A 22,950-nucleotide genomic window follows, 5' to 3' on the forward strand; every position below is an offset into this window, starting at 1 on the left:
CCCGCCGCGGCCGCGCGAACCCCGGCCCGTGCGCGCACCGCGGCCGGACGACCCCGCACCCTTCTGGCCCCTGCCCGCTGCCCCGCGTCCGCCGCCGCGTGCGCCCTGCCCGCCCGGAGCGCCCCGGCCCGCACCCTGCGCGCGCGGCGCGGGCTGCTCGGCGACCGCCTCGGCGCGGCGCCCGCGCGAGCTGTTCGCGGTGCGACCCCGCACGATGCCGACCATCTCCTCCACGAGGTCGTCGTCGCGCTCGGCCACCCACGCGAGCGCGACCGGGCACGACGGCGCACCCTCCAGCCGGCGGTACGTCACGTCCTTGCGGTGGTGCAGCCGCGCGAGCGACTGCGGCACCACCGCGACGCCCACGCCCGCCGCGACGAGCACGACCGCGTCGGCCGTCGTGGCCGGGCGCTCCACCGCGGGCCGCCCCGGCGGGTGCGGGGCGTCGTCGTCCGCACCGGGCTCGCCGGCCCACGGCACCACGTCGTCGAGCGGACGCAGGAGCACGTCGTCGTCGAGGTCCGCGAGCGTGACCGGCTCGTCCGGCTCGAGCGCCGCGAGCAGGTGGTCGCGCGAGACGAGCACGACCGGCGTCTCCTCGTAGAGCCGGATCGCGGCGAGCACGTCGCGGTCGACCGGGAGGCGCAGGAGCGCGGCGTCCGCCTCGTCGTCGCGCAGCGCACGCTCGGCGTCGTCCGCCGCGACCGCGACGAGGTCGAGCGGCACGTCCGTGAGGCGCTCGCGCCACGTGCGCACCCACTTCGCGGGCGTCGCCCCCGGCACGTACGCGAGCCGGAACCGCGGCCCGCCCTCGGCGTCGTCGGTCGTTCCCTCCGGGGCTGCACCCGCGTCGTCGTCCACCCGACCAGCCTAGGGGCGCGCACGTGCCCGCTCCCGCCGACGCCCGGGGCCGACGCGGCCGACTACCCTGGAGCCCATGACCCCCAAGCAGTCCGCGCAGACCATGAAGCCCGCCACCGCGGCGAAGAAGCTCGGGGTGTACCTGCCCGCCACGCCCCCGGAGTTCCAGGAGGGCACGATCACGCGCGCGCAGCTCGAGGAGCTCGAGAAGAACCCGCCCGAGTGGCTGAGCGAGCTGCGCCGCAACGGCCCGCACCCGCGCCCCGTCGTCGCCGGCCGCCTCGGCGTGTCGATCTCGGGCCTCGCGCGCGGCGGGATCACCGAGCCGCTGACGACGGCCGAGATCGACGCGCTGCGCGAGGACCCGCCCGCGTGGCTCGAGGCCGAGCGCGAGGTGCAGAAGAAGGTCCGCGCCGAGGAGGAGCGGCTCGCGGCCGAGCGCGCCAAGAAGGGCTGAGCCCTCACCTCGGGACCCCGGCCGGGGCAGGTACTCCAGCCCGGGTCAGCCCTCCGCCGGGCCCCCGGCCTCGCCGTCCGCCGCCCGTGCGGCGGCGCGGTCCGTGTGACCGAGCGCGAGGTCCGGCGCGACGGCGTCGCGCACGCGCCGCTTGAGGTCCGGGACCTCCGGGAACCCGCCGTCCACCCGGCGGTCCCACAGGAGCACCGGCCCGTCCCCGGCGTCGAGCGTTACGCGGAACACGCCGTCGGTCCCCGGCACGAGCGCGACCTCGCCGAGCCGCGTGCGGAACGTCTGCAGCAGCTCCTGCGCGACCCACGCCGCCCGCAGGAGCCACCGGCACTGGGTGCAGTACTCGATCGCGACTCGGGCGGTCCCGCGCCCGGCGACGGTCGGGACGAAGGTCTCGGCGGGGGCGGGCAGCGCGGCGTCGTCCGTCATGGCGCCCAGCCTACGGTCGGCGTCGCGCCGCCTCAGGTCCCCCGCTCGGCCGGGAGCCGCCCGCTCGCGACCGCCGCCTCGAGCGCGGCGTAGTCCCGTTCGACGACGTCCGCGTAGGCCCGCGCCCAGCGCGCGACCGCGAGGTCGAACGCGTCGGAGCGCCCCAGGTACCCGTGGGCCACGCGAGCGCCGGGCGACTGGCTGTGGGCGCGCGCGAGCACCCGCCCGCACAGCTCCCCGTACCGCGTGAGCTGGACCGTGGTGAGCCGGTCGAGCTCGACGGAGCCCTTCATGTCGCGGAACTGGCGCCAGAAGAAGTCGACGCGCGGACGGCCCGTGCGCTCGGGCATCTCGATGTCGATCCAGCCGAGGAACGGGTCGGAGTGCGCCTGGAGGATGCGCTGCGCGGCCACGACCCGCCGGCCCTGCGCGTACACGGGCCCGGCGGGCACGAGGCCGGCCGGCAGGGCGTCGGGCATGCCGCCGTAGGTCGACAGGACGGACCGCGTCGCCTCCTTGACCTGCAGCACGAGCGGCTCGCCCGCGGGTCCCTCGAGCAGGAGGATGTAGCAGCGCGTGCCGACGCTGCCCACGCCCACGACCCGCAGCACGAAGTCCACGAGCTCGAACTGGCTCAGGAGCAGGCGCACGTCGGCGCGCAGCGGCTCGCGGTAGGCCTCGACGAGGGGCACGAGCTCCTCGACGGTCGCCGTGTCGACGTGCTGCGTGACCGGCGGCTGGTCCACGATGCGCGTCCGGCCGTCCTGGGCCCGCGTGGTGATCCTGCGGACCACCTGCTCCGACGTGCGCCGGCGCGCCTTGCGCACCGTCCGGTGCAGCTCCTTGCGGCCCTCCTTGCGCAGGAGCGGCTCGATCGTCTCGGTGTCGACCTCGAACGCGAACCGCTCGAGGGCGCTGTGCGCGAAGGCCGCGGCGAGGCCCTCGCGGTAGCCGAGGGCGGCGAGGCGCGCGGCCTCGAAGCACTCCGACTCCGTCATGCCCTTGTCCCGGCCGCCGACGTACATGCTCGTCGCGAGCCGCTTGACGTCCCACTCCCACGGCGCGTCGGCGGCCTCGTCGAAGTCGTTGAGGTCGAACACGACCCGGCGCTCGGGTGACGCGAACAGCCCGAAGTTCGAGACGTGCGCGTCACCGCACGCGACGAGGTGCACGCCGGTCCGCGGGCCGTGCCCGAGGTCGTGCGCCATGGTCGCGGCGGTGCCGCGGTAGAAGGCGAACGGCGACTCGAGCATGCGCCCGATGCGCAGCGGCACGAGGTGCTGCAGCCGCTCGCGGTTCTGGTCCTCGATGATCGCGACGGGGTCGCGGTCGGGGAACACGAGCTCGTCGTGCGCACGACGGGGCGTGCGGTCGCGCAGGGCGCGGCCGGCGGCGCGCGACGCGTCCAGGGTTCGCGGGACGTCCACCGGTACCTCCTCAGCCGACGATCCGCACACTAGCGCCGGGGAGGCCGGTCGGCGCGGGCGGGCCGGGACCCGCGCGGGAGGGGTGCGGCCGGATCGCGGGCGCGCGTCGGGGAGACTGGGGCGGTGACGACCTGGGACCTCGCCGACCTGCTCGCGCGCCTGCGGACCGACGACCCGGACCCGGCCCGCGAGGACGCGCCCGTCGCCGTCGACGCGGCGGACCGCCTGCTGCTCGACGAGGCGGCGCCGTGGCTGCGCGGCGTGGGCCCGGACGCGGTGTCCGTGGTCGACGACCGGTACGGCGCCCTCACGCTCGGGGCGGCGCTAGTCGCGGGCGCGGCGGCGGACGACGCCACGCGTGCGCCGGCGGGCGCGCAGAAGGACGGCGCCCCGGGCGCGCCGCGGGCGCCGGTACGCGTCCATCAGGACGCGTTCACCGCGGAGGCGGCTCTCGACGCCAACGCCGCGGCGCTGGGCATGACGGGCGCATACGCGCGCCACGGGCTCGACGGGGCGCTCCTCGCGGGCGCGCGGGTCGTGCTGCTGCGCCTGCCCCGGGGTCTCGCGGCGCTGCGCGACGTCGCCGAGCACGTCGCGCGCGAGGCCGGGCCGGACGTCGTGCTCCTCGCGGGCGGCCGGGTCAAGCACATGACGCACGCGATGAACGACGTCCTCGCCGAGTCGTTCGGCGACGTGCGCGCGAGCCTCGCGCGGGGCAAGTCGCGCGTGCTCGTCGCGTCGTCCCCCCGCCCCGTGCGCGGCGACCTCACGTATCCCGTGACGAGCGACCTGCCCGACGTCGCGCTGCGGGTCGTGGCGTTCGGGGCGGCGTTCGCGGGCGCGGGACTCGACCTCGGCACGCGGTTCCTCCTCGAGCAGCTCGACGCCCCGGACGGCCGGCTGCCCGGGACCGAGCCGCGCGACGTCGTCGACCTCGGGTGCGGCACCGGTCTGCTCGCGGCGTGGGCCGCACGTCGATGGCCGGGCGCACGCGTCGTCGCGGCGGACCGCTCGGACGCGGCCGTCCGCTCCGCGGCGCTCACCGCGACGGCGAACGGCGTGGGCGACCGCGTGCGCACGGTGCGTGACGACGCGGGTGCGACGCTCGCCGACGCGAGCGCCGACGTCGTGCTGCTCAACCCGCCGTTCCACGACGGCGCGGCGCTGCGCACGGACGCGGCGCACCGCATGTTCGCGACGGCGGGGCGCGTGCTGCGGCCGGGCGGGGCGCTGTGGTGCGTGTGGAACTCGCACCTGCGCTACCGCCCGGCTCTCGAGCGGGCGGTCGGCCCCACCACGCAGGTCGCGCGCGGGCCACGGTTCACCGTGACGCGCTCGCTGCGGCGGCCCTGACGCAGCGGCGCCCGGCACCGCGAGGGTGCCGGGCGCCGTCGGGCGCGGGCCGTCGCCCGTCGCCGCGGACTACTGGACGTCGACGACGTCCACCACGAAGACGAGCGTGTCCGTGCCCCCGATGCCGGCCTGCGGCACGCCGCGCTGGCCGTAGCCGTGCTCCGGCGGGATCGACAGCAGCACGCGCGAGCCGACGTTCTGGCCCACGAGGCCCTTGTCCCAGCCGCCGATCACGGCGCCGACGCCGATCGGGAAGGCGATGGTGTCGCCGCGGTCGTAGGAGTTGTCGAACACGTGCCCGCCCCAGGTCTGGCCGAGGTAGTGCACGACGATGTTGCGGCCCGACGTGACGGCGGGGCCGTCCCCCTCGGACAGCACGACGACCTGCAGTCCGCTGGGCGCGCCCGTCTCGGGGAAGGTGAGCGTCGGCTTCTCGCCGAACGCTCCCGAGGCGGTGGGAAGGGTGGGCTGGTCGGTCACGAGGATGCCTCTCGTCGGGTGCAGGAACGCCGCGCGGGCGCGGGTCTTCCCACCCTACGCGCGTCCCCCTCGGCCGGTCGCGGCGTCTGCCCGACGAGACCCTTGCGGGACCTGGCTAATGGTGTTAGCCTCTTGGCTATGGACACGAGCCAGAACCACACCGTGCACCACCTCGCCCGGGCGGAGGGCCGCCTCGCCTACACCGTCGAGGGCTCCGGCCCGCTCGTCGTCGCCGCGCCCGGCATGGGCGACCTGCGCGCCACCTACGACGACGTCGTCCCCCACCTCGTCGCCGCCGGGTACCGCGTCGCCGTCATGGACCTGCGCGGCCACGGCGACAGCGACACGACCTTCAGCACCCACGGCGACGAGGCCACCGCGTCCGACTACGTCGCGCTCGTCGAGCACCTCGCCTCCGGGCCCGCAGTGCTGCTCGGCAGCTCGATGGCGGCGTCGGCGGCCGTGGTCGCGGCCGCCGAGCGGCCCGACCTCGTGCGCGGGCTCGTCCTCCTCGACGGGTTCCTGCGCGAGCCGTCCTCCCCGGCGAAGCTGCGCGCGATGCGCGTGCTCTACCGCCTCGTGCTCGCCCGGCCGTGGGGTGCGGCGCTCTGGGCCTCGTTCTACGGGTCCCTGAACAAGGGCCGCCGACCCGCACGGCTCGCCGCCCACCAGGCCGCGATCCGCGCCAACCTCTCCGAGCCGGGCCGCCTGCGCTCGTTGCGGGACCTCGCCGTCGCGCTCGACCACCGCGTCGTCGAGCCGCGCGTCGCCCGGGTGCAGGCCCCGGCGCTCGCCGTCTACGGCGCGCTCGACCCCGACTACGCCGACCCCGCCGCGGAGGCGGCGTGGGCGCAGGAGTCGCTCGGCGCGACGACCCTGCTCCTGCCCGAGGTCGGCCACTACCCGCAGCTCCAGGCGCCCGAGGAGGTCGTGACCGCGACGCTCGCATTCCTCGCCGACCTGCCCGGTACCGCCGGTACCGCCGGCGCGCCCGCCGCACGGGCGGAGGGCACCCGTGGCTAGGGCCGGTCTCTCGCGCGAGGCGGTCGTGCGCATCGCGGTCGACCTCGTCGACGCGGGCGGGCCGGGCGGGTTCGCCGACCTCACGCTCGCCAAGGTCGCCGCGCAGGCGGGCGTCGCGACGCCGAGCCTGTACAAGCACGTCGGGTCGCTCGCCGCGCTGCGGCGCGAGGTCTGCGTCGTGGCGGTCGAGGACTACACGCGCGCCCTCACCGACGCGACCGTCGGGCTCGCCGGGCCCGACGCCGTCGCGGCGCTCGCCCACGCGACCCGCCGCTACGCCCGCGCGCACCCGGGCCGGTACGCGGCCGTGCAGGTCGCGCCCGACCCGGACGACCCCGCCGACGCCGCGCTGTCGGCCGCGGCGAGCCGCAGCGTGCAGGTCGTCGCGGCCGTCCTGCGCGGGTTCGACCTCCCCGAGGACCGCACGATCGACGCGATCCGCTCCGTGCGGGCCAGCCTGCACGGGTTCGTCGCGCTCGAGGTCGGCGGGGGCTACCGCCTCCACGACGACCTCGACCGCAGCTTCGACCTCCACGTCCGCGCCGTCCTCGCGGGCCTGGGGTCGCTCTCCCAGCCGGACTGACCAGCGCTCCCGGAGGCCCCCATGAGCACCACCACCACCCGCCCGCCCACGACGTCGGCCACCTCGGCCCGGCGCGCGACCGCCGCCGCGTTCGTCGCGGCGGGCGCGGGCTTCGTCCTGTTCCCCGTGCTGCGCCCGTGGGCCGACGAGACCCGCGCGACGGCCGAGCTCGCCGCCGCCTTCGCGTCGGACCGCTGGGTCGTGGCGCACCTGTGCGGGATCGTCGCGATCGGCCTGCTCGCGCCCGCGCTCTGGGGCCTGCGCTCGGTGCTCGCCCCCACCGCCCCGCGGCGCGCCCTCGACCTGCTCGCGTCCGCGACCGGGCTCGTCGGGGCGGGCGGCTTCCTCGCCGCGCTCTTCTTCGGCGCCGAGATGTTCGGCATCCAGGCGGTCGCGCGCGCCGCGACCGCCGCGCCCGACGCCGCCACGACCGGGTTCCTCGACGTCGTCACCGACCTGCGCACGGGCCCGCTCGCCGTCACGCTCTTCGGCGCGGGGCTGGTCCTGCTCGCCGCGGGCGGCCTGGTGACCGCGGTCGCGCTCCGGCGGGTCGCGGGCTGGTGGCTCGTCGCGCCCTTCGCGCTCGGCCTCGTCCTGCTGCTGCCCCAGTTCTGGGGCGGACCGGGCCTGCGCGTCGCGCACGGGGCCCTGCTCGGGGCCGGGTGCGTGCTCCTCGCGGTCGTCGCCCTGCGCCGCCCGTCCCGCTGACCGGAGCCACCCCGCACCCCGACCGACGCCCTCCGCGCGCACGGCCGGCCGCCGCGCCGCACGCCACTGGCGCCGCACCCGCCCCGGGTGCGGCGCCCGCGTCGTGCTCGGCAGCCGTCAGCGCGCCGCGACGAACCCCAGGAGGTCGTGCCGCGTGAGGACGCCGACGGGGTCGCCGTCCTCGACGACGAGCAGCGCGTCGGCGTCGTGCAGGGCCGCGCGCACGGCCTCGACGCCCTCGCCCGCGCCGATGAGCGGGAAGCGCGCCTCCATGTGCTGGTCCACGCGGTCGGCGAGCGACGCGCGACCCGAGAACACGGCGTCGAGGAGCTCGCGCTCGCTCACCGAGCCCGCGACCTCGCCGATCTTCACCGGCGGCTCGGCCCCCACGACGGGCATCTGCGACACGCCGTACTCGCGCAGGATCTCGATCGCGTCGCGCACGGTCTCGCTCGGGTGCGTGTGCACGAGGTCGGGCAGGCGCCCGTCCTTCGCGCGCAGCACGTCGCCCGCGGTCACGCCCTCCTCGTCGGGCAGGAACCCGTACGACCGCATCCACGCGTCGTTGAAGATCTTCGACAGGTAGCCCCGGCCGCTGTCGGGCAGCAGGACGACGATCACGGCCTTCGCGGCGGCGACCGGGTCCTCCTCCTCGAGCCGGCGCGCGAGGCGCAGCGTCGCCTCGACCGCCATGCCGCACGACCCGCCGACGAGCAGGCCCTCCTCGCGCGCGAGGCGTCGCGTCATCGCGAACGAGTCCGCGTCGGTGACGGCGATGACCTCGTCGGGGACGGCCGGGTCGTAGGCGGCCGGCCAAAAGTCCTCGCCCACGCCCTCGACGAGGTAGGGGCGGCCGTCGCCGCCGGAGTACACCGAGCCCGCGGGGTCCGCGCCGACGACGCGCACGCGCCCGCCGTCGGACTCCGCACGGTCCGCCGAGACCTCCTTGAGGTAGCGGCCGGTCCCCGTGATGGTGCCGCCCGTGCCGACGCCCGCGACGAAGTGCGTCACGCGACCGTCGGTGTCGGCCCAGACCTCGGGGCCGGTCGACTCGTAGTGCGACGCCGGGCCGTTCGGGTTCGCGTACTGGTTCGGCTTCCAGGCGCCCGGGATCTCCTGGACGAGGCGGTCCGAGACCGAGTAGTAGGAGTCGGGGTGGTCGGGCGCGACCGCGGTCGGCGTGACGACGACGCGCGCCCCGTACGCACGCAGCACGTCGCGCTTGTCCTGGCTCACCTTGTCCGGGCAGACGAACACGCAGTCGTACCCCTTGCGCTGCGCGACGAGCGCGAGCCCCACCCCGGTGTTGCCGGACGTGGGCTCGACGATCGTGCCGCCCGGGCGCAGCTCGCCCGACGCCTCCGCGGCCTCGACCATCTTCAGCGCGATGCGGTCCTTCACGGACCCACCGGGGTTCACGTACTCGACCTTGGCGAGGATCGTCGCGCTGAGGCCTTCGGTGACACGGGACAGCCGGACGAGCGGGGTTCCGCCGACGAGCTCGGACACGTGCTCTGCGTATCTCATGCCCCGATCATCCCCGATCCGGCGCGGCGCGCGTCACCGCGCCGGCGGCCCGTCACACGCCGCGCGCCGCGCGGGAATTCCCGTACGGTGTAGAGCGTTGGACCTCGCGACCGACCCCCGACCGAGAGGTGACCCGTGCCCCGGACGACGACGACCGCCACCACGCCGACCGCACCCACGACCTCCGCGCCCACGACCTCCCCGGCGCCCGCCGTGCCCGACCTCCCGGACCTCGCCGCACAGGCGGAGCGCCTCGTCGCGCTCGGCGTCCCCGGGATCGCGGGTCTCGCGCCGGACGACGTCCGCGCCGCCGCCGCACGGCTCGCGGCGACCGCACCCGTCGGGGCGCTGCTCGTCGTCGACCCCCGGCTCGCGCCGCCGTCGGCCCTCGCGCCGCTCCTGCGGCTCCCCGCCCGCGACGGCGAGAAGGAGGGCTTCGTCGTCGTCGACATGCCGGACGTGGACCGCTTCGCGCCGATCGAGGGCGTCACGCTCCCCGACGGCCCGCTCTCGCTCGTCGTCGGGCTCGACCGGGGCGACGACATGGCGAGCTGGTCGCCCGACGAGGCCCTCCCGGAGATCACGGGGCGCGGCCGCACCCCGCTCCTGCTGCACGAGGGCATCCACTGGGCGCTCCAGGTGCCCGAGGTCGTCGCGCGCAACCACTGCTACATGACGATCGGGTCGCGGCTGCGCAAGCCCGACGGCCGTCTCGACACGCGCACGCCCGCGATCTGGATCTCGAACGGCACGGGTCGCGACGGCCGCGAGCGCCGCGGCGCGCCGAAGGTCGGCTGGTGCTGGGCGGGCAACCGCCACACGTGGCTCGGGTTCGCCTCGGCCGCGGGCCGCCTCCCCGCCTGACGCCCGCCCGACGGCGCGAGAGCCGCGCCCGAGGTGCTCGGGCGCGGCTCTCACGCGTCTCGTCGAGGCGACCGGGCGGTGTGGCCCGGGTGGCGGTGTCAGCCGACGAGGCCCAGGAGCGCGACGAGGACCACCGCGACGCCGAGCACGACGACGAGGAGCGGCCGGTCCGACGCCTCGCGCGCGGCGAGCCGGCCGAGGCCCGCCCCGACCGCGGCGGTCACGCCGACGACGGCGGCCGCGCCCGCGACGAGCGCTCCCCCGCCGCTCGCGCCCGCGTCGGCGAGCTGCCGCGCGAGCCCGCCGGCGAGCAGCGAGCCCCACAGCGCGCCCGCGACGAGGCCGAGCCCGGCGAAGACGAGCGCGGCGCGCCGGTCGGACGCGTCGCGCGTGACGCGCGTGCCCAGCCACGCGACCGCGGCTCCTGCCGTCGGCACGCTGACGAGGACGAGGAGCGCCGCGAACGCGAGCCACGCGGGCGGCGCGCCCGAGACGACCATGTACAGGACCTGGACGCCGAGCATCGCCGCCGCGGCGACGACGAGGCCGGCGAGAAAGACCGGCACCCGCGGCGGGAGGTCCGCCGCGGGTGCCGGTTCACGGGTGCTGCGCGCCACCGTCAGTCGCTGCTCTGCAGGATCGCGAACAGGCGCAGGAACTCGAGGTACAGCCAGACCAGCGTCACGAGGAGGCCGAACGCGGCCGACCACGCGAACTTGGCGGGCACGCCGCCCTCGACGCCGCGCTTGATCGAGTCGAAGTCGACGATGAGCGAGGCGGCCGCGAGGCCGACGGCGACGAGGCTGATCACGATGCCGAGCGTCCCGCCGCGCAGGCCCCAGCCGTCGAGGACGCCGAAGAGGATCAGGCCGACGTTGACGAGGGAGAATGCGAGGTAGCCGACCATCGCGATGAGCAGCCAGCGCGTGAACTTCGGCGTGACGCGCACCTTGCCCGACTTGAACAGGAACAGCGCCGCGGCGAACGTCGCGACGGTCGCGACGACCGCGGACGGGACGACGCCGTCGTAGAAGCTCTCGTAGAACGCGCTGATGCCGCCGAGGAACACGCCCTGCGCGACGGTGTACAGCGTGATGAGGAGCGGGCTCGGGTTGCGCTTGAACGCGTTGACGAGGCCGAGGACGAGGCCGACGACCGCGCCGATCGGCCAGATGCCGGGCGCGACGACCCACGTCGCGGCGCCGACCACCACGAGCAGCGCGAGCAGCCCGCCGGTCTTCATGATGACGTCGTCGTACGTGAGGCGCTTGGTGTCCGCCGTCGTGGCCGACGGAGCGTCGTACATCTGGTTCAGCGTCGCGGCGTCGGCGGCCTGCGCGCCGTACGCGCCCCACTGGGCGCCCTGCGGGGGCGTGCCGTACGCGGGTCCCTGGCCCTGCGGGGGCGGGGTCCCGTAGGCGGGTCCGGCCTGCGTGGCCGCCCCACCGCGCCGGTTCTTCGGCTCGCCGAAGACCGCGCTGTTGTTGAAGACGGGGTTGCTCATGAGCTCCTCCTGGTCGCGGCGTCCACTACCTCTCAGCGGGCCTCGTCATGGCTTCTCGCCTCGAGTCGGGTGTCGCTGGCCTGTGTTCATCCTAGGGAACGTGCGAGCCGCAGCCACTGTTCCCGCCGATTTCCCCCGCTCGGAGACCGAGGTGACGACCAGCGGACCACCCGACGACGCACCGCGTACGCCGCGCGGCGTACGCCGCCCGGCCGACGCACGGGGCAAGATACGTCGCGCGGTGGCTGCCCGGCGCCGGGCCCGTCCCTAGGCTCGAGCCGTACCTCGCGGTGAGGCCCCCGGCCCGTCCGGCGCGACCCCCGCCCGCGAGCACCACGGACCATCACGGACGAACGACCCTCGGAGGGGCGAAGTCATGATCGAAGCACGCGGCCTGACCAAGCGGTACGGGCCCAAGACGGCGGTGGACGGCGTCTCGTTCACCGTGCGTCCCGGGACCGTCACCGGGTTCCTCGGCCCCAACGGCGCCGGCAAGTCCACCACCATGCGCATGATCATGGGGCTGGACCGCCCGACCGCCGGGACCGTCACCGTCAACGGACGTCCCTACGCCGAGCACCGCTCGCCCCTCACCGAGGTGGGCGCGCTGCTCGACGCGAAGGCCGTCCACACCGGGCGATCCGCCTACAACCACCTCCTCGCGATGGCGGCGACGCACGGCATCCCGACGAAGCGCGTGGACGAGGTCATCGAGATGACCGGCCTGCAGTCCGTCGCGAAGAAGCGCGTCGGCGGCTTCTCGCTCGGCATGGGACAGCGCCTCGGCATCGCGTCGGCGCTGCTCGGCGACCCGAAGACGCTCATCCTCGACGAGCCCGTCAACGGCCTCGACCCGGAGGGCGTGCTGTGGGTGCGCAACCTCGCGCGCTACCTCGCGTCGGAGGGCCGCACGGTCTTCCTGTCGAGCCACCTCATGAGCGAGGTCGCGCTGACGGCCGACCACATCGTCGTCATCGGCAAGGGCCGCATCATCGCGGACGCCCCGGTGGGCGACATCGTCGACGGCGCCCAGCAGCGCACCGTCCGCGTGCGCACGCCGCACGCGACGCAGCTCGCCGAGCTCCTCACGAGCGACGGCGCGACCGTCACGAGCGACGAGCCGAGCCTGCTCGTCGTGACGGGCCGCGACGCCGCCGGGATCGGGGAGCTCGCCGCCGCGCAGGGCTTCGTCCTGCACGAGCTCACGCCCGTCACGTCCACGCTCGAGGACGCCTACATGGCCCTCACCGCGGACTCCGTCGAGTACCAGACCGAGTCCGCCCAGCAGCACGTCGGCCACGGCGCGGCGGGCGCGACCGCCGCCCCGGCCCCCACCGACTCCCTCGAAGGAGCGCAGCGATGAGCGCCACGACCCTCGCCCCCGGCGCCACCAGCCCGACGGCGTCCCGCACCTCCCCCTACCGCCTGTCCTTCGCCCACGTGCTGCGCTCGGAGTGGATCAAGTTCCGCTCGCTGCGCTCGACGTGGTGGACGCTCGGCATCACGGTCGTCGTCATGGTGGGCTTCTCGCTCATGTTCGCGGCCGTCGTCACCTCCGTGAGCGGTCAGGGCGGCTCGCCCGAGGACATGGGGATGGGATCGACCGACGGCATCGGCGTCATGGTCATCACGGTCGGCTACTCGTTCGCCCAGCTCGCGGTCGCCGTGCTCGGCGCGCTCACCGTCACGGGCGAGTACTCGACCGGCATGATCCGCTCCACGCTGTCCGCCGTCCCGCGCCGGCTGCCCGCGCTCGCGGCGAAGATGATCGTCGTCGGGGCCGTCACGGCGGTCACGACCGCCGTCGCGGTCGGGCTCTCCTACCTGGTGACCTACCCCATCCTGTCCGGCGACGGCCTCACGGCCGACTTCTCCTCGGCGGAGGACCAGCGCGCCCTGGTCGGCGCCGTGCTGTACCTCACGGCCGTCGCGCTGTTCTCCGTCGCGGTCGGCGTCCTCCTGCGCAGCTCGGCCGGCGCGATCTTCACGCTCGTCGCCGTGTTCTTCGTCCTGTCGATGGTCCTCGGCATCGTCCAGGGCGTCACGGGCGCCGACTGGGTCCAGACGCTCATGAACTCCCTGCCCGCGTCGGCCGGCGAGCAGGTCGTGCTCGGCGGCGGGATGTCCTCCCCCGACGCGATCGGCCCGTGGCAGGGCTTCGCGGTGCTCGTCGGCTGGACCGCCGCGCTCACCGCCGCGGCCGCCGTCGTGCTCAAGCGCCGGGACGCGTGACCTCCCGGCCCACCACCCCGCCGACGCCGGACGAGCAGACCGCTCGCCCGGCGTCGGCGTCGGCGCGCCCGGGCACCGGCCCGGGGGCGCCGGCGCCCCTGGCGATGCGGGCCGCGCCCGAGCCGTTCACCGAGCTCGACGCGCGGCGGCTCGGTCCCGTCCGCCGGTACTTCGCGCGGCACCCCGTCGTCATGGACTGGGTCGTCGTCGCGATCTTCGTCGTCCCCGGCGTCCTGTACGCGCTGTCCGCGGAGCAGCCGCGGGGCGCGTCGCGCCTCGGGCTCCTGTTCTTCCTCGCGGGCGGCGCGCTGCTCTACTGGCGTCGTCGGCGCCCCGTGACGGTCGCGCTCTGCCTCGCCGCGGTCGGCGTCGTCGCGGTCGCCGTCACGGGGGACACCGCCGGCTTCGAGGTCGCGGCGATGTTCGCCGTCTACGCCGTCGCCGCGTCGCGACCGTCGCGCATCGCGTGGCCCGTCCTCGCGATCGTCGTGCTCGCCCTGTCCGGCGCGACCCTCCTGTGGTACGACGTCGTCACCACGGACGACGGCGAGATCCTGCGGCAGAGCGTCGAGCCGGGCCGCGCGACCGTCGACCGCGTGGTCGGCATCCTCGTCACGACGATCCTGTGCCTCGTGGCGCTCGCGATCGGCACCAACGTGCGCGCGCGGCGCCAGCACGTGTCCGACCTCGTCGAGCGCGCGAACTCGATCGCTCGCGACCGCGACCAGCAGGCCCAGCTCGCCGCCGCCGCCGAGCGCACGCGCATCGCGCGCGAGATGCACGACGTCGTCGCGCACTCCCTCACCGTCATGGTCGCCCTCGCGGACGGGGCCAAGGCGTCGGGCGCGAAGGACCCCGAGCTCGCCGCGCACGCGCTCGACGAGCTCACGTCGACGGGCCGCGCCGCGCTCGCCGACATGCGCCGCGTGCTCGGCGTCCTGCGCGAGCCCGGGGGCGAGCAGACCGTGCCGCTCGCGCCGGCGCACGAGACGCCCGAGCTCGAGGAGACGGTCGAGCGCTTCCGGACCGCAGGGCTGCCGGTGCGGCTCGTGCGGTCGGGGCCGCAGCCGACGCCCGGGCCCGCGCTGCGCCAGACGGCGCACCGCATCGTCCAGGAGTCGCTGACGAACGTGCTGCGCTACGCGCCCCTGTCGCCGATGGTGCTCGTCGAGGTGTCGCGCCGTACGGAGCCGGGCGCGGACTGGCTCGAGCTGCGCGTCGTCAACCAGGCCGGCCGGCGCCCGGGCGACGGCGCGACGGCCGACGAGCGCGCGCTCCCGCCGTCGGTCGCCGAGCAGCACCCGCCCGGCGTCCCGGTCGGGACCGGCCGCGGGATCATCGGGATGCGGGAGAGGGCCGCGGTGTACGGCGGTACCGTGTCCGCGGGGCCGAGCGGGAGCGGCTGGGAGGTGCGGGCGAGCCTGCGCCTCGACCTCGACCCGGGCCGCCAGGCCGGTGCACGCGACGACGGACGGGAACGCACATGACGGGAACGGGGGCACCGATCCGGGTGCTGCTCGTCGACGACCAGGCCCTGCTGCGCATGGGCTTCCGCATGATCCTCGCAGCCGAGGACGACATCGAGGTCGTCGGCGAGGCGGGCGACGGGGAGACGGGCGTCGCGCAGGCGAGCGCGCTGCGCCCCGACGTCGTGCTCATGGACGTGCGCATGCCCGGGACCAACGGCATCGAGGCGACCGAGCGCATCGTCGCGGCGCACCCCGGCTCGCGCGTCATCATCCTCACGACGTTCGACCTCGACGAGTACGCGTTCGCCGCGCTGCGGGCCGGGGCGAGCGGGTTCCTGCTCAAGGACGCGAAGCCCGGCGAGCTCGTCGGCGCGATCCGCGCCGTCGCGAGCGGTGACGCCGCCGTCTCCCCGCGCGTCACGCGCCTCATGCTCGAGATGTTCGCGAACCAGCTCCCCCGGGACGGCGCCGCCGCCCCGGCGCAGGCCCGGACGGGCCGTGACGACCCCCGCCTCGCCGAGCTCACCGCGCGCGAGCTGGAGGTGTTCGAGGCCCTCGGCGAGGGTCTGACGAACGCCGAGATCGCCGAGCGATTCGTCCTCTCGGAGGCGACGGTGAAGACCCACGTGGGCCGCGTGCTCGGCAAGCTCGGCCTGCGCGACCGCGTCCAGGCGGTCGTCCTCGCCTACGAGACGGGCGTCGCCCGCCCCTCCTGACACCCTTCCCGGCGCCGAACATGTGGTTCTGGAGCGTCCTGACCTCCTGACGCTCCAGAACCACATGTTCGGCCCCGGTGGGGTCAGGCCTGGGCGGCGGCCTCCTCCTTCGCCGCCCGGCGGGCCGTGCGCTTCTCGCCGCGGCGCTCCGCGAGCGTGTACAGCACCGGGACGACGACGAGCGTCAGCAGCGTCGAGCTCAGCAGGCCGCCGATGACGACGAGCGCGAGCGGCTGGGAGATGAACGCGCCGCCGCCCGTGATCCCGACGGCCATGGGCGTGAGCGCGAAGATCGTCGCCGCGGCGGTCATGACGATGGGGCGCAGGCGCTTGCGCGACCCCTCCAGGACGGCCTCGTCGAGCGACCGGCCGCGCTCGCGGTACTGGTTGATGAGGTCGATGAGCACGATCGCGTTCGACACCACGATGCCGACGAGCATGAGCAGGCCGATGAGCGCCGGCACGCCGAGCGGCGTCGCGGTCGCGAGCAGCAGGAGCAGCGCACCCGTCGCGGCGAACGGGACCGACACCAGGAGGGTGAACGGCTGCAGGAGGCTGCGGAACGTCGCGACCATGACGAGGTAGACGATGAGGATCGCGACGAGCAGCGCGAGGCCCAGGTCGGCGAACGCGTCGGCCTGGTCGGACGCGACGCCGCCGATCTCGACCGTCGCCCCGCCCTCCAGGTCGAGACCGTCGACGGCCGTCGTCAGCGTGGCGGTGAGCGCGCCCAGGTCCTGGCCCGCGGGCGTCACGGCCACGGTCGCGCTGCGCTCGCCGTCGACCCGGGTGATCGAGGTGGGCACCTCGACCTCGGCGACCTCGGCGACCTGCGTGAGCGGCACGGGGCCGGCGCCCGTCGGCAGCACGACCTGCTCGAGCTCGGCCACCGTCGCGGGCGCCTCGCCGGCGAGCACGCGCACCTGGACGGGCCCGTCGCCGAGGTTCACCGTGCCGACCGGGGCCGGGGACATGATCCCGGAGACCGTCCCGGCCACCTGCGTCTCGGTGAGCCCGACGGCGGCCGCGGCCTCTCGGTCGACGGTCACCTGGACCGTCGACTGCGCGGCGGCGAGGTTGTTCGTCACCTGCGCGGCGCCGTCGGCGCCCTCCGCGAGCTCCTGCACCTCCGCCGCGGCCACGGCGAGCGTGTCGGTGTCGGGGGCGCGCACGACGAGGTCGACCGTCGAGCTGCCGAACGCGGCGTCCGCGCCGGCGACCTCGATGCCCTCGCTCGACTCCCCGGCCAGCCCGGAGACGGCGTCGCGCACGTCCTCCTGGGCCGCGACGGCGTCGGCGTCCGCGTCGAGCGTGACGGCGAACGTCGCCGTCGGGGACCCGCCGCCGCCGAAGAACGCGGCCTCCGGGCCGCCCGCGGTGCCGACGGTCGTCTGGACGGTCGCGACGCCGTCGACGTCGAGGAGCGCCTGCTCGACGTCGCGCGCCGCGGCGTCCTGCGCCTCGAGCGACGTGCCCGGCGCGAACGTCTCGGTGACGGTGAGCGTGTCCTGGCCCGTGTCGCCGAGGAAGTTGGTCTCGAGCCGCGGCACGAGCGCGAGCGTCCCGGCGAGGATCGCGACGGAGACGCCGAGCGTGATTGCCGGGTGGCGCAGCGCGGCGCGCAGCGTCGGCAGGTACCCGCGCTGCCACAGCCCGCGGCGCTCCTTCGCCTCGGCCGTGGCGCGGGCCCGCTCGCCCGCGAGGCGCGCGGCCTCCGGGTCGGCCGGGACGGGCGGCGCCTTGATGAACCAGTACGCGAGGACCGGCACGATCGTCAGCGCGACGAAGAGCGACGCGAGCATGGCGATGGCGACGGTGAGCGCGAACGGCCGGAACAGCTCGCCGACCATGCCGCCCACGAGCGCGATCGGCAGGAACACGGCGACGGTCGCGACGGTCGAGGCGGTGATCGCTCCCGCGACCTCCTTGACCGCACCGATGATGGCCCCCGTCTTCTCCTCGCCGTACGACAGGTGGCGCTCGATGTTCTCGATGACGACGATCGAGTCGTCGACGACGCGCCCGATCGCGACCGTCATCGCGCCGAGCGTGAGGATGTTGAGCGTGTAGCCCGTGGCGTTCATGACGACGAACGTCACGAGCAGCGACAGCGGGATCGACACGGCCGAGACGAGCGTCGAGCGCAGCGACGCGAGGAACAGCAGGATCACGACGACGGCGAACAGCAGGCCGAGGAGCCCCTCGGTCGCGAGGCCCTCGATGGACTCCTCGATGAACGGCGCCTGGTCGAACACGACCTCGACGCGCACGTCCTGGGCGTCGAGCACGCCGGCGAGGTCGTCCACCGCGTCCTGCACGGCGTGCGACACCTCGACGGTGTTGCCCGCGGGCGTCTTGGTGATCGCGACGGCGAGCGCGGCCTCGCCGTCGAGGCGCGAGTACGACGTCGCGGGCTCGGGACCGGCGGTGACGGTCGCGACGTCGCCCAGCGTGACGGGCGCGGAGGCGCCCGGGACGACGAGCGGCAGCGCGGCGAGGTCGTCGACGGTCGTGATCGCGGTGCCGACCTGCACGCTCAGCGTCCGGTCGCCGTCGGCGACCGTGCCCGCCGGGAGCACGACGCCGTTGTCCTGGAGGATCGTGGAGACCTGCGCGGGGCTCAGGCCCGCGGCGGCTAGCGCGGCGGGGTCGAGGTCGATCGTCACCTGCTGGTCGGCGACACCGCTCACGGCGACGCTGCGGACGCCGCCGACGTCCTCGAGCGCGGGCACGAGGCTCGAGGTGACGGTGTCCGCGAGCCCTGCCTCGTCCGCGCCGCCGGACACGGCGAGCTGGATGACCGGGAGGTCGTCCACCGACCCCGTCACGACCTGCGGCTCGACGTCCTCGGGCAGCTGCGACTGCAGCCGGGTGACCGCCGTCTGCAGCTGCGAGGACGCCGCGTCCATGTCGGTGCCGTACGCGAACTGCACGGTCGTCACGGACAGGCCGGTCGACGACGTCGACGTGACCTCCTCGACGCCCTTGACGGCGCGTGCGGCCGCCTCGACGGGGACCGTGACCTGCTGCTCGACGATCGCCGGCGCCGACCCGGGGTACGCGCCGACGACGGCGGCCGTCGGGATCTGCAGGCTCGGGATGAGCTCCTGCTTGAGCGACCCCATGCTGATGACGCCGAAGACCGCGATCGCGACGGTGGCGAGGGCGACGAGGGCGCGGTTGGCCAGCGACAGCCGGGCGAGACGGGACACGGAGCCTCCAGGGGTTCCAGGTCGGCGGGGAACGACGGCGGCGTCGCGATGTCGTGGGCCTAACGCGAGGAGCCCCGAGATGGTTCCCACGCGCTCCGACCAGGCCGGGCGTGCGGCTCAGGCCTCGCCCAGGGCCTCCTCCGGCGTGCCCTCGACGGCGCGCGCCCGCCGGTTCCAGCGCGACCACAGGACGCGCTCGCCGAGCTCACCGGCCATCCGGTGACCGGCCACGACGAAGACGACCACGCCGAGCGCGAGCACGCCGACGCCGAGCCAGAAGGGCGCCGTCGCCGAGACGGGGTGCAGCAGGCCGGCGATGACGGGCGCCGGGGCGGCGAACCCCCAGCGGACGAGGTTGAACGCCCCGGTCGTGACGCGACGGTCGCTGTCGCCGAGCGCGAGCGAGAGGTCGGTGAGGTTGGCGTTCGCGATCCCCATGAACACGCCCGCGCCGACGAGCACGACGACGGACCAGGCGGTCCCCAGGTCGAGCGCGAGCAGCACGAGCGCCGCCAGGACGCCGACGACCGCGATCCCGAGGGTCTGGACGGCGCCGACGCGGTGGGCGAGCCGGTGACCCACGACGAGGATGCCGACGGCGAGGCCGACGCCCCACGCGGTGAAGACGAGGCCGAGGGGCACGACGTCGAGGCCGAGGAAGACCGGCGTGTACCCGAGGATGACGAAGAAGCAGAAGTTGTACGCGGCGGTGACCCCGGCGAGGGCGAGGAAGCCCGGCTTGCGGAACAGGCCGAACACCCGGCCGAGACGCAGGGGCGCGGGCTTCTGCGCGGGGTCCTGGAGCCGCGTCACGGACACGAGCAGCGCGACGAGCATGAAGACGCCGCACACGAAGAACGGCACGCGCCACGAGATGCCGCCCAGCAGGCCGCCGAGCAGCGGTCCGACGGCGAAGCCGAGCCCGACGCACGTCTCGAAGAGCTCGACGACCCACTCGCGGTCGTTCGCGAGGGAGACGAGCAGGACCATGGCCGTCGCGAAGAACATCGCGTTGCCGAGCCCCCACAGGCCGCGGAGGGCGGCGAGCTGCCCGATGCTCGTGCTCAGCGCAGCGAGCACGGCGGCGACGGCGACGAGGCTCACGCCCGTGACGAGGATCTTCTTGTAGCCGAAGCGCCCCGTCGCCATGACGGCGGGGATCATGCCGAGCGCCATGACCGCGATGTAGGCGGTGAAGAGGAGCTCGATCTGCCAGGTCGACGCCCCGATCTCCTCGCCGATGACGGGCAGGATCGGGTCGACGACGGCGATGCCGGCGATCGCGAAGAACGCCGTGAGGGCGGTCGCGTAGATGGCGGTGCGGTTCGGTTCGTCGCGCGTGGAGGCCACTCGGTCGCACTTCCTGGGTGGAGGGTCGGACCCGCTCGGCGGGTCAGATACCTGTATCTGACAGATAACTACCTGTAGACTACACCCATGTCCGTTGCCTCAGGAAACGACCGCTCGCCCGCCGCCTCCCCCGGCGGCGCGACCAGCAGCGCGAGCGAGCGCGAGGAGGCGACGGCGCACGACGTGCTGGGGGCGATCGAGCTCGAGCTCGCGCAGCTCCTGCGGCGCGCCGAGCGCACGCGGGCCTCGGGGGCACCCGGGACCTCGCGGCGCGACGGCACGCTCGACCGGTCCGGGTACCTGCTGCTCCACACGCTCGGGACGCACGGCCCCCTGCACGTCACCGCGCTCGCCGAGCGGCTCGGCCTCGACGGCTCCACGGTGACCCGGCAGGTGGCCGCGCTCGAGCACGCGGGCCACGTGCGTCGGGCGCGCGACCCGCGCGACGGGCGCGCCGTCGTCGTCGAGCCCACGACGGCGGGCCTGGACGAGCTCGCCGCCCACCGGGCAGCACGCACCGCGGTCTACGCCGACGTCCTCGGCGGCTGGTCGCGCCTCGACCGCGCGCTCCTCGCCGAGCTCCTGACGCGCCTCAACGACGACCTCGACGCCTACCGCCACCGCCGGGACGCCCCCTGAGCCGGCGCGGGTCCGCGCTCATCTCGCCGGGAGCGCCCAGCGCAGCAGCCGCGTGACGGCGACCCCCGCGGGGCGCGACCAGCGCGCCGGCACGCCGCGCACGCGCGGCATCCCGGCCCGGGCCCACGCCGGGAGCGACTGGCGAGCGGCGATCGCGAGGCCCGCGTACGCCGGCCGCACCGCCCGCGGCAGGGGCGCCTCCACGAGCAGGAACCGCGCGGCGTCGAGCGCCGCGGGCGTGAGGGCGAGCGCCGGCCGGTAGCCCTCGATCGCCTCGTCCAGCTCGCGGACCGTGCGCGGCGCGTCCGTCACGCCGAGCGCGCGCCCGACGACGGCCGCCTGGGCGACGTACTCGTCGCACCCCCGCGCGTCGAGAGGGTCGCGCCCGAACGTCTGGTGCGCCGCGAGGAAGCTCTGGGTCTCGGCGACGTGCACCCAGCGCAGCAGGTCGGGGTCGCCGGCACGGTAGGGACGCCCGTCGGGTGCCACCCCGCGCACGCGCTCGTGGACGGCGCGCACCGCCCCGACCGCCCGCTCGGCGTCGTCGGCCGTCCCGAACGTCGTGACCGCGATGAAGGTCGAGGTGCGCTGGAGGCGCCCCCACGGGTCTCCCCGGTAGCCCGAGTGCGCGGCGACGCCCGCCATCGCGAGCGGGTGCAGGCTCTGGAGCAGCAGCGCGCGCAGGCCGCCGACGAACATCGACGCGTCGCCGTGGACGCGCTGCACGGGGCTGCCCGGGTCGAACCACCGCGGGCCCGGCGTCTCGTGGATGCGCGCCCGCGTCGCGGTCGCGTCCGGCCCGGCGACGCGCAGGAAGATCGCGCGCTCGGCGGCACCCCTCACCCGTTCCACCACGGCAGTCACGGGTCGATGCTCGCACCGGTTCCCACCCCTCGCCACGGGCTCGCCCGTGGGCGAGGTCCGAACATGCAAAGAACCCCTTGCAAAGAGACCTTTGCATCTGTAGCCTCGTGCCATGAGCACCGACGACGCCACCGCAGCCACGCCGCCCGAGGGGCACGCGCCCCTCGGCCCGGCACAGCTCAAGGCGCTCGCGCACCCGCTGCGGATCCAGATCCTCGACCTGCTCTCGACGCACGGCTCGCTCACCGCGAGCGGGCTCGCCGAGCTCGTCGGCGAGTCGAGCGGGTCGACGAGCTACCACCTGCGCCACCTCGCCCGCCACGACTTCGTCCGCGAGGTCGCCGGGAAGGGTACGGCGCGCGAGCGGTGGTGGGAGCGCGTGCCCGGCGGCTTCTCGGTGAGCCTCCCCGACGAGGGCACCGACACGGCGGCGTCGCTCGCGGGCACCATGATCAGCCGCGAGTTCGAGGCCGCACGATCCCGCAAGATCCAGACGTTCCTCGACCGCGCGCCGTCGGAGCTGCCCCAGCGGTGGCTCAAGGGCGCGCGCCTGGCGACCGCGAGCATGTGGCTCACGGCCGAGCAGATGACCGAGGTCGCCGACGCGTGGGAGGCGTTCGACGCGACCCTGCGCCGGTTCGAGGGGCAGGAGAGCCTCCCGGGCGCCCGCCCCGTCCAGATCCACTTCAACGTCTTCCCCACGATCGACGGCAAGGAGAACCCCTCGTGAGCGCGTACTCCCCCACGCTTCCCCGCACCGCCGAGCCGCACGGCACCGACCGCCTGCTCGTCCTCGTCGGCTCGGCCCTCACCGACCTCGGCCGCCGCCGCGCGGCGCAGCGCGCCGCGGCCGCACGAGCCCGGGCTGCCGCGACGCGCCCCCCGACGACGGACCGCACGACGGACCGCACGACGGACGCGCTCCGCGCCGTCGAGGACCGCACGCTCGACCGCGCGTCCACGTGGCGCGCGTCCCTCCTGCCCTGACGCCGCCCGCCGATTCCACCCGGCATGGGGACCCCTCCCCATGCCCGACGACAGGGCGGTTCGGTTACCCTCGACTGGGCGTTCTGCGGGCACGGACGCGCGTCTCCCCCTCTCTCGCCATCCCGGCTCGACAGGATGACGTGGTCCCGCGTGCCCCGACCAGGGACTGAGGGAGCATCGGTGGGCCTACTGACGAGCATCCGCGAGCATCGTCGAACCGTGGCGTCGGTGAGCACCGTGTCGGTGTTCTCGA

Annotated in this window: 23 protein-coding genes; 13 read left to right on the plus strand and 10 right to left on the minus strand. The window is 75.4% G+C overall.

The window, feature by feature from the left end:
• Positions 1–861, minus strand: an 861-nt coding sequence (locus tag GJV82_RS15295; protein ID WP_318657703.1) for a LysR substrate-binding domain-containing protein, incomplete at its 3' end; no start/stop codon positions are given.
• Between the two features lie 76 nt (positions 862–937).
• On the opposite strand from GJV82_RS15295, the gene GJV82_RS15300 reads away from it, so the two are divergent.
• Entirely contained in the window at positions 938–1,318 is a 381-nt protein-coding gene (locus GJV82_RS15300; RefSeq protein WP_155099828.1) for a DUF5997 family protein, read from the plus strand.
• 45 nt (positions 1,319–1,363) lie between these two features.
• On the opposite strand, the gene GJV82_RS15305 is transcribed toward GJV82_RS15300, so the two are convergent.
• Both GJV82_RS15305 and GJV82_RS15310 read right to left on the minus strand, forming a co-directional pair.
• Positions 1,364–1,759 carry a SelT/SelW/SelH family protein gene (locus GJV82_RS15305; RefSeq protein ID WP_024839460.1) on the minus strand — a complete coding sequence of 132 codons (396 nt, stop codon included), beginning with the start codon at positions 1,757–1,759 and terminating at the stop codon, positions 1,364–1,366.
• A 32-nt stretch (positions 1,760–1,791) separates the two neighbouring features.
• On the minus strand, positions 1,792–3,186 hold the full coding sequence (locus GJV82_RS15310) for a DUF2252 domain-containing protein (RefSeq protein WP_024839461.1): 1,395 nt from the start codon (positions 3,184–3,186) through the stop codon (positions 1,792–1,794).
• Between the two features lie 123 nt (positions 3,187–3,309).
• Here GJV82_RS15310 and GJV82_RS15315 point away from each other — a divergent pair, with 123 nt between their 5' ends.
• Positions 3,310–4,539: a class I SAM-dependent methyltransferase gene (locus GJV82_RS15315; protein ID WP_318657704.1), complete on the plus strand. Its 1,230-nt coding sequence runs from the start codon at positions 3,310–3,312 to the stop codon at positions 4,537–4,539.
• A 69-nt stretch (positions 4,540–4,608) separates the two neighbouring features.
• Here the strand turns inward: GJV82_RS15315 and GJV82_RS15320 are convergent, their stop codons facing one another.
• Positions 4,609–5,019: an FKBP-type peptidyl-prolyl cis-trans isomerase gene (locus GJV82_RS15320; RefSeq protein ID WP_024839463.1), complete on the minus strand. Its 411-nt coding sequence runs from the start codon at positions 5,017–5,019 to the stop codon at positions 4,609–4,611.
• A gap of 138 nt (positions 5,020–5,157) precedes the next feature.
• Between GJV82_RS15320 and GJV82_RS15325 the strand changes: the two genes are divergently transcribed.
• The 3 genes from GJV82_RS15325 to GJV82_RS15335 are packed head-to-tail and all read left to right on the plus strand — an operon-like array spanning position 5,158 to position 7,333.
• Complete coding sequence (locus tag GJV82_RS15325; RefSeq protein ID WP_155099830.1) at positions 5,158–6,042, plus strand: alpha/beta fold hydrolase; 885 nt, start codon at positions 5,158–5,160, stop codon at positions 6,040–6,042.
• On the plus strand, positions 6,035–6,625 hold the full coding sequence (locus GJV82_RS15330) for a TetR/AcrR family transcriptional regulator (RefSeq protein WP_115943055.1): 591 nt from the start codon (positions 6,035–6,037) through the stop codon (positions 6,623–6,625). Before GJV82_RS15325 ends, GJV82_RS15330 begins: the two co-directional genes overlap by 8 nt.
• 21 nt (positions 6,626–6,646) lie before the next feature.
• Entirely contained in the window at positions 6,647–7,333 is a 687-nt protein-coding gene (locus tag GJV82_RS15335) for a hypothetical protein (RefSeq protein ID WP_155099831.1), read from the plus strand.
• A 117-nt stretch (positions 7,334–7,450) separates the two neighbouring features.
• Here the strand turns inward: GJV82_RS15335 and GJV82_RS15340 are convergent, their stop codons facing one another.
• On the minus strand, positions 7,451–8,860 hold the full coding sequence (locus GJV82_RS15340) for a cystathionine beta-synthase (protein WP_155099832.1): 1,410 nt from the start codon (positions 8,858–8,860) through the stop codon (positions 7,451–7,453).
• Positions 8,861–8,995: 135 nt separating this feature from the next.
• Here GJV82_RS15340 and GJV82_RS15345 point away from each other — a divergent pair, with 135 nt between their 5' ends.
• On the plus strand, positions 8,996–9,724 hold the full coding sequence (locus GJV82_RS15345) for a DUF5701 family protein (protein ID WP_024839468.1): 729 nt from the start codon (positions 8,996–8,998) through the stop codon (positions 9,722–9,724).
• A 98-nt stretch (positions 9,725–9,822) separates the two neighbouring features.
• On the opposite strand, the gene GJV82_RS15350 is transcribed toward GJV82_RS15345, so the two are convergent.
• Both GJV82_RS15350 and GJV82_RS15355 read right to left on the minus strand, forming a co-directional pair.
• On the minus strand, positions 9,823–10,290 hold the full coding sequence (locus tag GJV82_RS15350; protein ID WP_024839469.1) for a hypothetical protein: 468 nt from the start codon (positions 10,288–10,290) through the stop codon (positions 9,823–9,825).
• A gap of 53 nt (positions 10,291–10,343) precedes the next feature.
• Positions 10,344–11,228 (minus strand): Bax inhibitor-1/YccA family protein, encoded by an 885-nt coding sequence (locus tag GJV82_RS15355; RefSeq protein WP_024839470.1) that lies wholly within the window; start codon positions 11,226–11,228, stop codon positions 10,344–10,346.
• Between the two features lie 376 nt (positions 11,229–11,604).
• On the opposite strand from GJV82_RS15355, the gene GJV82_RS15360 reads away from it, so the two are divergent.
• The 4 genes from GJV82_RS15360 to GJV82_RS15375 are packed head-to-tail and all read left to right on the plus strand — an operon-like array spanning position 11,605 to position 15,645.
• A complete protein-coding gene (locus GJV82_RS15360) occupies positions 11,605–12,591 on the plus strand; it encodes an ABC transporter ATP-binding protein (RefSeq protein WP_024839471.1) in 987 nt (328 codons plus the stop codon).
• A complete protein-coding gene (locus GJV82_RS15365) occupies positions 12,588–13,460 on the plus strand; it encodes an ABC transporter permease subunit (RefSeq protein WP_115943058.1) in 873 nt (290 codons plus the stop codon). Before GJV82_RS15360 ends, GJV82_RS15365 begins: the two co-directional genes overlap by 4 nt.
• Positions 13,457–14,947, plus strand: coding sequence for a sensor histidine kinase (locus GJV82_RS15370; protein WP_115943059.1), 1,491 nt, complete (start codon positions 13,457–13,459; stop codon positions 14,945–14,947). The genes GJV82_RS15365 and GJV82_RS15370 overlap by 4 nt, the downstream gene beginning before the upstream one ends.
• A complete protein-coding gene (locus tag GJV82_RS15375; protein ID WP_034603348.1) occupies positions 14,944–15,645 on the plus strand; it encodes a response regulator in 702 nt (233 codons plus the stop codon). Before GJV82_RS15370 ends, GJV82_RS15375 begins: the two co-directional genes overlap by 4 nt.
• Before the next feature lie 83 nt (positions 15,646–15,728).
• Here GJV82_RS15375 and GJV82_RS15380 read toward each other — a convergent pair whose 3' ends face one another.
• Entirely contained in the window at positions 15,729–18,857 is a 3,129-nt protein-coding gene (locus tag GJV82_RS15380) for an efflux RND transporter permease subunit (protein ID WP_318657705.1), read from the minus strand.
• A 117-nt stretch (positions 18,858–18,974) separates the two neighbouring features.
• Entirely contained in the window at positions 18,975–20,207 is a 1,233-nt protein-coding gene (locus GJV82_RS15385; RefSeq protein WP_318657706.1) for an MFS transporter, read from the minus strand.
• A gap of 87 nt (positions 20,208–20,294) precedes the next feature.
• Here GJV82_RS15385 and GJV82_RS15390 point away from each other — a divergent pair, with 87 nt between their 5' ends.
• Positions 20,295–20,846: a MarR family winged helix-turn-helix transcriptional regulator gene (locus GJV82_RS15390; RefSeq protein ID WP_155099833.1), complete on the plus strand. Its 552-nt coding sequence runs from the start codon at positions 20,295–20,297 to the stop codon at positions 20,844–20,846.
• 18 nt (positions 20,847–20,864) lie between these two features.
• Here GJV82_RS15390 and GJV82_RS15395 read toward each other — a convergent pair whose 3' ends face one another.
• The gene (locus GJV82_RS15395; protein WP_318657707.1) at positions 20,865–21,710 is read right to left on the minus strand and encodes an oxygenase MpaB family protein; all 846 of its coding nucleotides are present in this window, start codon (positions 21,708–21,710) and stop codon (positions 20,865–20,867) included.
• Positions 21,711–21,822: 112 nt separating this feature from the next.
• On the opposite strand from GJV82_RS15395, the gene GJV82_RS15400 reads away from it, so the two are divergent.
• Together GJV82_RS15400 and GJV82_RS15405 are read left to right on the plus strand one after the other, a co-directional pair.
• Positions 21,823–22,440 carry an ArsR/SmtB family transcription factor gene (locus GJV82_RS15400; protein WP_155099835.1) on the plus strand — a complete coding sequence of 206 codons (618 nt, stop codon included), beginning with the start codon at positions 21,823–21,825 and terminating at the stop codon, positions 22,438–22,440.
• Positions 22,437–22,697 carry a hypothetical protein gene (locus GJV82_RS15405; RefSeq protein ID WP_155099836.1) on the plus strand — a complete coding sequence of 87 codons (261 nt, stop codon included), beginning with the start codon at positions 22,437–22,439 and terminating at the stop codon, positions 22,695–22,697. The genes GJV82_RS15400 and GJV82_RS15405 overlap by 4 nt, the downstream gene beginning before the upstream one ends.
• Positions 22,698–22,950 lie beyond the last annotated feature (253 nt).

It is taken from the genome of Cellulosimicrobium composti, from assembly GCF_009711085.1.
Classification (GTDB): domain Bacteria; phylum Actinomycetota; class Actinomycetes; order Actinomycetales; family Cellulomonadaceae; genus Cellulosimicrobium; species Cellulosimicrobium composti.